Source organism: Stenotrophomonas maltophilia group sp. Smal12 (assembly GCF_037079935.1).
Lineage (GTDB): Bacteria > Pseudomonadota > Gammaproteobacteria > Xanthomonadales > Xanthomonadaceae > Stenotrophomonas > Stenotrophomonas sepilia.
The window spans coordinates 37639-46758 of the sequence record NZ_JBAWUK010000039.1 but is presented as its reverse complement, the minus strand read 5'-3'; the positions used below and the strand labels follow the sequence as shown (position 1 = coordinate 46758).

Below are 9120 nucleotides of genomic sequence, written 5' to 3'. Positions count from 1 at the left end.
TACGTGGGGGTCATGGGGCGACGATGCTGGCGGAGTCGCCCTCCTGGCCGATCAGTACGGCGTTGGCCCAGTTGGCACAGACCTGGGCGGGTTGGCTGCCCTGCGCACCCAGCGTGCGCAGGCTCAGGGTGGAAAGGCCACGGATGTCCAGCTCCGGCTTGACCACGCCGGGCGCCTTCACCAGGCCGCTGTCGTACAGCAGGCGGTTGTCGCCCCATACCTGGAACTGCAGGCCGCCGGCGTTGCGGCAGGCGTCGTCGATGCCGAGGTCGGCACGCAGCAGGTGCCAGCCGCCCTGCAGGCGCAGATCGATGCGGCTGTTGGCGCCGACCCCCAGGCCACGGCGGAACTGCAGGCCGTTCATGCGCATGCCGGCGTCGCCACGGAAGGACTGGTCGGTACGCAGCTGGCTGGCCAGCGCGGCCGGCACCGGCAGCTCGGAGAGATAGCGCTGCCGGGCCGGTCGCTCCGGTTCCTGGTGTTCGAGAATGTGGAAGGTGGACAGTGCGATCGGGCCGACGTCGCGCGGCTGCAGCGCATCGAAGGCGCGGCCACTGCCCTGTGCGGCCGTAACCATCGGATCGGTGCTGCTGGCGCCATCGCCTTCCGGGTTCTGCACGCTCAGGACGCGGAAGCGCAGCAGGCGGCCGGCATGGGCCGGGAAGTCGATGCGTTGCACGCCTTCCTTCAGCTGCAGGCGGCCACGGGCGATCGGCTCGCCCCACTCACCATTGCTGTCGCCCAGGTACACCTCGTAATCGCGCACCTGGCCGTGCTTCCAGTTCTTGTCGTTGCGCGGCGCGATGTCGATGCCATCGATCATCCTGCGCTCGCCGAAGCCGATCACCCACTCGTGCGCGCCGGTGCGCACGGCCTGGTTGCGCACGCTGCGGAACCAGGTGTTGGGATCGTCATCGAAGGCGTTCTCCAGCGCATGGCCGGGCTCCTCGGCCGGGCGGTTGACCACCAGCAGGCTGTCTGCAGGCAGTTCGCGGCCGAGTACCGGCGCGGCCGGATAGGCATCGTCGGCGGCCGCAGCGGCCACCGCGAAGTCCAGCTGCAGCTGCAGCGGCTGGCGGATGTCCTGGGTAGCGGTACGCACGTGCAGCGTGCCACGGCGCTCCTTGGCATCGAAGTACCAGCCTTCAGCCGCACCGTTGAACGCCGCCGCATCGGCCAGCGCCGGCAAGGCGCGGCCATCGGCCTGCACTGCACGCGGCGCCTGCCGGCTGAGCACGCGCAGGCCATAACGACGCTGCGCCAGCTGGCCGTTGTACTGGCCCTGCACCGCGTCGATCTGCACCTGCACCGGGCCACTGCCCAGTGCAGGCGCCTGCACGCGGATCTGCTGCGTGCTCGACTCGCCCTGCTGGTAACGGCGCGTGTTGCCATCGTCTTCGTACAACGTGTACTGCGAATCGCCCTGCGGGTACAGGTCGAAGGTCACTTCATCGAGCGGCTTTTCACCATCGAACAGCATCGACGGGTACATCGGCAGGATCGCACCGGCACGCACGAACACCGGCAGCGTGGCCAGGTCCACCTGGCGGTCCAGCTGGCGGCCGTCGGCACCGGCCTGCACGCGGCGGCCGTCCCAGTAGTCGATCTACCCCCCGGCCGGCAGGTGGATGTCGCGGCGCCAGCCACGGCTGGCGGCCTGGCTGCGGTACACCGGCGCCACCAGCAGGTCGCGGCCGAGCAGGAACTGGTACTTGTAGGTCTCATCCTGTGCATGCGGGTCGCGCGGGTAGTCCCACATCAGCCCCCGCACCGGCGGTGCGCCGGTCTGCGCGGCCTCGTGCACCAACCCGTACATGTACGGGGTCAGGCGCATCTTCAACTTCAGGTAATCGCGGTTGATGCTGCGGTACGGCTCGTCGTACCACCACGGGTGCTTGCGCGCATTCGACGACCAGCCGCTCATGCCCATCAGCACCGGCGTGAACGCCTTCCACTGCAGGTCGCGGGTGAAGGTCTCGGCGCTGCCGCCGAAGATTGCATCGACGTCGCCACTGGCGTAGGCCATGCCGGACAGGCCCGAACCGACCAGGGTCGGCACGTGCCAGCGGATGTAATCCCAGCTGCTGCTCTGGTCGCCGGTCCACGCGACGGCGTAGCGCTGGATACCGGCCCAGCCCATCACCGTCCACAGGAACGGGCGCGAATCGGAGTTGTCGAGGATGCCGTTGAACGCCTGGCGGTTGGCATCCATCGCGAACTGATAGCCCTTGCCGGTCCAGGCCACGTCCAGCTTCTGCACGCGGCTGCCGGCCTTGCCGACTTCCCAGGCGATCTTGTCGACGCCGTTCTCGGTCCACAGGCCAGCGCGGAAGCCGTAGCCGGCGAGCCCCTTCACCGTTTCCGGCAACTGCTTGTAGCCGCAGCCGTAGCCATCATTGGGCAGGATCCAGCCACCGGGCATGTCGTGGGCGCGGTACTGCTTGGCCACGCTGTCGATCACATCCGGCGTGGTGCCGGTCGGGCCGTCGCTCCAGCCTTCGGGCACGGTGCCGGGCTTCTTGCTGTTGTCGCTGTCGTTGTAGCAGTCGGCATCGCCGTAGGACAGCGCCCAGCGCGCCACCATGTTCGGGCGGCCGGTCAGCTGGGTGTAGCGCTCGATCAGCTTGGGCAGGTCGGCGCCGACGAAGTAGTACGCGTCGAAACGGTCTTCGCGATGCAGCAGCGTGGCCTGGTCGGGCTGGCGCAGGTCGTAGCTGCCATCGCTCCACGTATTGCGCAGCATGCCCCAGCCACGGCTGCTCAGCAGCATCGGTGCAGGACTGGGGCGGTCACCCTCTTCCCAGCCGCCGGAATAGGACACTTCCAGCTCGCGGCCCTTGAACTGGTAACGGCCATTCTGCTGGCCGCCCCCGAAATAGCCCTCATCGGCCTGCGAGGACAGCACCTGCACGCTCTGCGTGGCCTCCAGGTCCAGCGGCTGCAGTTCCTGCCACAGCGCGGTGGGTTGGCCGTTGTCCAGACGTTCCAGGCGCAGGCGCAGCGGCTGCCGCTGCACATGCAGGACCAGTGCGTCGGTACGCACGCGGATTTCCTGCGCGTCTTCTTCCAGCTGCGCCTGCACGTTCGCCTTGGGCTGCGGCAGAACGATCGGTGCGGCCTTGTCGCCGGCGCCGGTCAACGTGCCGTTGCGGCCGGCCTGCACGCGGATGATGTCAGTCGCCGGCAGTTCAATGCGGATGCGCGCGCCCTTGTCGGTCTGCAGGTCCCAGCCCTGCACGCCGTCGCGGCTGGCGCTGGCGCTGACCGATCGCAGGTTGCCGACCGGCTCGGCCCGGGCCGTCATGGACGCCAGCATCAAGGCCGGCACCAGGGCCAGCATCAGCGCCGAGCGACGAACGCAGTTTTCCACGCGGACTCCCAACCCGTTCACCGGGCGTTTCGAAAGCGATTGGGCCGACTCTAGGGCAGCGGTTCGAAAGATGTCAACAAATTGAAAGGAAAAAGGAAGATATATTCCATTGAAACGAAAGTTGTTGCGTCGCAATACTTTGTGTAAGCGCTTGCAGTCGCCTGTTAAGCATTGTGCGATACGGCATTTGACCCGTCCTTTCGTTTTCCTGGTCATGCCGCGACTGGGAAAGCGACTCGGCCATTTTCTTTCTTTTTACTTTCGATGTTTGACATTTCGAAAGAAAACGCAGATGGTGCGCTGGCCCAACTGGAACCTCCGAATGGACGTCACCCTGCTTTCCGATGTGTCCGCCTGGCAGCGCCTTGGCGGAGCCGACACCGCAACCGAAATCGCCCAGCAGCCTGCGCTGTGGGAAGCACTCGCACAGGACCTGTCGCGTGCCCGCGACCGCCTGCAGGCCTTCCTTGGCGACAGCCTCAACAATTCCAACCAGCGCGTGCTGTTCACCGGCGCCGGCAGTTCCGGCTTCATCGCCGAGATGGTGGCTGACGCGATCAACGCACAGTGGCCGGCCGAGGTGCGCGTGGTGCACACCACCAGCCTGCTGACCCACCCGGCGCTGTACCTGCAGCGTGACCGCCCGACCCTGCTGGTGTCGTTCGGCCGCAGTGGCTCCAGCCCGGAAAGCGTGGCAGCGGTGGATCGCGTGCGCAGCGACGTGGACGACGCGCGCTTCCTCGATATCACCTGCAACGCCGATGGCGAACTGGCCCGCCGTGGCGCCGGTCGTGCCGATACCTGCACCCTGCTGATGCCGTCGGCCAGCTGCGATCGTGCCTTCGCCATGACCAGCAGCCTGACCTGCATGCTGCTGGCCGCACCGACGGTGTTCGATCGCTCGCCGTGGGATGCGCGCGTGGCGCGCCTGAAGCAGATCGCCGCGCTGGCCCGCGAAGGGCAGGCGCAGTGGGACGCACCAGTGGCAACGCTTGCGCAGCGCCCGTTCAACCGCGTGATCTACCTTGGCAGCGGCCCGCTGGAAGCGCTGGCCCGCGAGTGTGCACTGAAGGTGCTGGAGCTGACCGCTGGCCGCGTTCTGGCGCTGGCCAACACGCCGCTGGGCTTCCGTCACGGCCCCAAGTCGACGCTGGATGGCAACACCCTGGTGGTGGCGCTGCGCAGCGTGCAGCCGCTCGCGCGCCGCTACGAGCAGGACCTGCTGGAAGAACTGCGCCGCGATGGCGTGGCCGGGCAGGTGCTGGCGATTGGTCCGCATTCGGATATCGGCGCCGATGACGATTACACCCTCACCGTACCGGCGCTGGACGATCCGTGGCTGGCACCGGTGTGGCTGGGCTTCGCGCAGCTGTTCGCGCTGCAGCGCTCGGCCGCGCTGGGACTGACCCCGGACAACCCGTTCCCGGATGGCACCGTCAACCGCGTCGTCAAGGGCGTCACCATCCACCATGGCTGAGCTGATCGCCCACGCCTGCTACGGCATCGACATCGGCGGCACCAAGATCGAGCTGGTGGCGTGCGATGCAGCGATGCAGGTCACCTGGCGCCGCCGCGTGGCCACGCCGCAGGGCGACTACGATGGTTTCCTGCAGGCCGTGGTGACGCTGGTGGCCGAGGCCGACGCCGCGCTGGGCCGGAATGATGCGGCCATCGGCATTGCCCTGCCCGGCGTGCGTGACCGCCGCAGCGGCCGCCAGCTCAGCGCGAACGTGCCCGCACTGACCGGCCAATGCGTGGCGAAGGATCTGCAGGCGCGGCTGCAACGCTCGCTGCATTTCGGCAATGACCTGCAGTGCTTTGCCCTGTCGGAAGCGCACGGCGGCGCCGCCGATGGCTACCCCAGCATGTTCGGCGCCATCCTCGGCACCGGTGCCGGCGGTGGCTTCTGCCTGCAGGGCCGGCTGCTGTCCGGCTTCAACGGCCTGGCCGGCGAGTGGGGCCACTGGAGCGTGCCCGGCCATCTGCTGCAGCGCCATGGCCTGCCGCTGCTGGACTGCGGCTGCGGCCTGCAGGGCTGCGTGGAGCGCTATGTCTCCGGCAGTGGTGTAGCAATGATCGAACGCCATCTCGGTGGCAGCGCCGCCAACGCCAGCGCGGTGATTGCCCTGGCCGAGGCCGGCGATGCGCGCGCACGCAAGGCGCTGGACATCCATCGTGACCTGCTCGGCCACAGCCTGGCCGCGCTGGTGCTGGCGCTGGACCCCCACGTGATCGTGCTCGGCGGTGGCCTGTCGCAGTACGCGCCGCTGTACCAGCAGCTGCCGGCCGCCATCGCCGCCCATCTGTTCAATGGCGTGCAGGTCCCCCCGATCGTGCCGCCACGGTTCGGCGATGCCGGTGGCGCACGTGGTGCCGCCCTGCTCGCCTGCCAACGCTCGTTTTCCTGATCTCCGGAGCCTGACCATGTCCCCGTTGCAGACCCTGCTTGCTTCCCACCGCGCCGGCGCCAATGTCGGCCTGTACAGCGTCTGCTGCAGCAACGAGCAGGTGCTGCGCGCGGCCATGCACGTCGCCCTGGCGCATGGCACCGTGCTGCTGATCGAGGCCACCTCCAACCAGGTCGACCAGTTCGGCGGCTATACCGGCATGACCCCGCCGCAGTACCGCGACTACGTCGGTACCCTGGCCGATGAGGAAGGCTTCCCGCGCGAGCGGCTGATGCTGGGCGGCGACCACCTCGGCCCGAATGCCTGGCAGAAGCGCCCGGCGGCCGAAGCGATGACCCACGCGCGCGTGCTGATCGAAGCCTACGTCGCCGCCGGTTTCCACAAGATCCATCTGGATTGCAGCATGTCCTGCGCCGATGATCCGGTGCCGCTGCCCGATGCCATCGTCGCTGCGCGCTCGGCCGAGCTGGCCGAAATCGCCGAACGCACCGCCGCCGAACATGGCCTGCCGCCGCCGGTCTACGTGATCGGTACCGAAGTGCCGATTCCCGGAGGCGAAGCCTCGCTGGCCGAGGGCCTGCAGGTGACCACGCCGGCCGCCGCCGCGCAGACCCTGGCCATCCACCGGCAGGCCTTCGATACCCCGCAGCTGCGCGATGCGTGGGAGCGCGTGATCGCGATGGTGGTGCAGCCGGGCGTGGACTTCGACCACAGCAGCGTGCACGAGTACGACGCCGCCGCTGCCAGTACGCTGGCCGATTTCCTCGAACAGCAGCCACGCATCGTGTTCGAAGCGCACTCCACCGACTACCAGCGCGAGAGCGGCCTGCACGCGCTGGTACGCGACCACTTCGCCATCCTCAAGGTCGGGCCCGCGGCCACCTTCGCCTACCGCGAAGCGCTGTTCGCGCTGGCCGCGATCGAGGCCGAACTGCTGCCGGCGGCACAGTGCTCGCGCCTGCCGCAGGTGCTGGACGAGGTGATGGTGGCGCAGCCGAAGTACTGGCAGTCCTACTACCAGGGCGATGACGCCGCGCTGCGCCTGCTGCGCAGCTACTCCTTCAGTGACCGTTGCCGCTACTACTGGGGCGAGCCCGCGCTGGTGCAGGCGGTGCAGACCCTGTTCGCCAACCTGGAACAGCACGCGCCGCCACTGGTGCTGCTCAGCCAGTACCTGCCGGAGCAGTACCGCGCCGTGCGTGAGGGCACGCTGGCCAACACCCCCACCGCGCTGGTGCAGCACCGCATCGGCCTGTGCCTGGGCGAGTACGCGCGCGCCTGCAGCGCCAACCAGGCCGGAACCCGCATACAGAACGCACGTTCGGCTGCCGCAGTTGCTGCGAACGGCTAATCTCTACCTTTCCCCGCGAAACCGAGAATGGCCATGCGCAACACCCGCTCCCGCCGGCAACAGATCCTGCAGCTGCTGATCGAGCACGGCTCGGTGCAGGTGGCCGATCTGGTCGAGCGTTTCGGCGTGTCGGCGGTAACCATCCGTGCCGACCTGACCCACTTCGAGTCGCAGGGCCTGGCCAACCGCACCCACGGCGGCGCCACCCTGGTGCGCACGCCGCCGCAGGAACAGGACATCCATGAGAAGGACGCGCTGAACCTGCCGTTGAAGGAATCGATCGGTGCGCGCGCTGCGCGCCTGGTGCAGCCAGGCGACAACATCATCATCGATTCCGGTTCGACCACGATGACGCTGGCCCGCCACCTGCGCGCGCATCGCGATGTGACGGTGATGACCAATGGCCTGAACATCGCCTGGGAACTGGCCAATGCCGCGGGCATCACCGTGCTGCTGACCGGTGGCCTGCTGCGCCAGCAGTCGCTGTCGCTGCAGGGCAGCCAGGCCGAGGCCAGCCTCAACTCGTACAGCTTCGACACCCTGTTCCTGGGCGTGGATGGCCTGGACCTGCAGTTCGGCCTGACCACCCACGACGAGGCCGAAGCCCGCCTCAACCACCGCATGGTCGAGCGCGCGCGCCGCATCGTGGTGCTGACCGACGCCTCCAAGTTCGGCCGCGTCAGCCTGCACCGCATCGCCCGCCTCGACCAGATCCACGCCATCATCACCGACGCCGGCATCGACGACGCAACCCGCGAAGGGCTGCAGCGGCTGGGTATCGAAGTGATCATTGCCGAGCCTCCCGCATGACCGACATCCGTTCCCTGCATGGCCGCATCCTCACCCCGCTGGGCTGGCGGCGTGGCCAGGTCCACTTCGATTCACACGTGCGCCAGCTGCAGGTGGATGACCACAGTGGTGCTGACGACCTGCAGCTGCCGGTCATCCTGCCCGGCTTCATCGACCTGCATGTGCACGGTGCGGCCGGGGTGGACCTGATGCAGGGCGGCGACGTGGCGCGCACCATCGCGCGCACCCATCTGCGCTTCGGCACCACCACGCTGCTGGCAACCACCATGACCGCCGGCCTGGATGAGATCGAGCACGCGCTGCAGGGGGTGGCTGCGACGATGGCGGCGCCCGATGCCGACGCCGCCCGCATCGTCGGCGTGCATCTGGAAGGACCGTTCATCAGCCCGCAGCGGCTCGGTGCACAGCCCAACCGTACGATCGAGGCGACGCTGGCGCTGGTGCAGCAACTGCACGCACTGGCGCCGATCCGAGTGATGACGCTGGCACCGGAAATCGGCGGGCACACCGCACTGATTCCCGCGCTTTCGGCGATGGGCATCCGCGTGCAGCTCGGCCACAGCGCCGGCACCTACGAGGAAGGCGTAGCCGCGCTGCAGGCCGGCGCCTCCGGCTTCACCCATCTGTTCAATGGCATGACCGGTGTCGACCATTACCGACCCGGCATCGCCGCGGCGGCGCTGGCGCATGCACAGTACGCCGAGATCATTCCCGACCTGCAGCACATCCATCCCGGCGTGATCCGCCTGGCCGCGCGCGCGATCCCGCGCCTGTATGCGGTGACCGACGCGACGGCCGCCACCGGCATGCCCGACGGCGAGTACGCGCTGGGCGAGCAGCGCGTGCACAAGTGCGGCGGCTGCGTGCGCCTGGCGACCGGTTCACTGGCCGGCAGCGCGCTGACCATGGACCAGGCGCTGCGCAACCTGGTGCGCGTGGGTCTGGAGCTGGCCGACGCTTCGCAACGTGTTTCCACCTTCCCAGCCGACTACCTGGGCCTGGGCGATCGCGGCCGCATCGCGCCCGACGCCCGTGCCGACCTGGTGGTGCTGGACACCGAACTGCGCCTGCAGCAGGTGGTCATTGGTGGGCGCGTGATCGATCTGACCTGACGCAAGCGATGCGGCCCGGATGCCGCGCGGGCTCCCTGTAGAGCCGAGCCATGCTCGGCTCACCGCACG

Annotated in this window: 5 protein-coding genes and 1 pseudogene; 5 read left to right on the top strand and 1 reads right to left on the bottom strand. The window is 68.4% G+C overall.

The genetic code is table 11. From position 1 onward, the window contains the following. Positions 1-10: 10 nt before the first annotated feature. Positions 11-3370: pseudogene (locus WDC87_RS16190) on the bottom strand (TIM-barrel domain-containing protein). 322 nt (positions 3371-3692) lie between these two features. Here WDC87_RS16190 and WDC87_RS16185 point away from each other — a divergent pair. From WDC87_RS16185 to nagA, 5 genes are read left to right on the top strand one after another with little or no spacing between them, the layout of a single operon-like run. Beyond that, positions 3693-4847, top strand: a complete 1155-nt coding sequence (locus WDC87_RS16185; RefSeq protein WP_252745201.1) for an SIS domain-containing protein — start codon at positions 3693-3695, stop codon at positions 4845-4847. Further along, entirely contained in the window at positions 4840-5778 is a 939-nt protein-coding gene (locus tag WDC87_RS16180; protein WP_252745200.1) for an ROK family protein, read from the top strand. The genes WDC87_RS16185 and WDC87_RS16180 overlap by 8 nt, the downstream gene beginning before the upstream one ends. Before the next feature lie 16 nt (positions 5779-5794). Continuing rightward, positions 5795-7129 carry a D-tagatose-bisphosphate aldolase, class II, non-catalytic subunit gene (locus WDC87_RS16175; RefSeq protein ID WP_252745199.1) on the top strand — a complete coding sequence of 445 codons (1335 nt, stop codon included), beginning with the start codon at positions 5795-5797 and terminating at the stop codon, positions 7127-7129. A gap of 33 nt (positions 7130-7162) precedes the next feature. After that, entirely contained in the window at positions 7163-7939 is a 777-nt protein-coding gene (locus tag WDC87_RS16170) for a DeoR family transcriptional regulator (RefSeq protein WP_049417055.1), read from the top strand. Continuing rightward, positions 7936-9051 carry an N-acetylglucosamine-6-phosphate deacetylase gene (nagA, locus tag WDC87_RS16165; protein WP_188240528.1) on the top strand — a complete coding sequence of 372 codons (1116 nt, stop codon included), beginning with the start codon at positions 7936-7938 and terminating at the stop codon, positions 9049-9051. Before WDC87_RS16170 ends, nagA begins: the two co-directional genes overlap by 4 nt. The last annotated feature ends 69 nt before the right edge of the window (positions 9052-9120 follow it).

Excerpts from the sequence above, each read along its gene's own strand:
- WDC87_RS16175 (WP_252745199.1), top strand. The coding sequence starts at position 5,795 with ATGTCCCCGTTGCAGACCCTGCTTGCTTCCCACCGCGCCGGCGCCAAT.
- nagA (WP_188240528.1), top strand. The coding sequence starts at position 7,936 with ATGACCGACATCCGTTCCCTGCATGGCCGCATCCTCACCCCGCTGGGC.
- WDC87_RS16170 (WP_049417055.1), top strand. The coding sequence starts at position 7,163 with ATGCGCAACACCCGCTCCCGCCGGCAACAGATCCTGCAGCTGCTGATC.
- WDC87_RS16185 (WP_252745201.1), top strand. The coding sequence starts at position 3,693 with ATGGACGTCACCCTGCTTTCCGATGTGTCCGCCTGGCAGCGCCTTGGC.
- WDC87_RS16180 (WP_252745200.1), top strand. The coding sequence starts at position 4,840 with ATGGCTGAGCTGATCGCCCACGCCTGCTACGGCATCGACATCGGCGGC.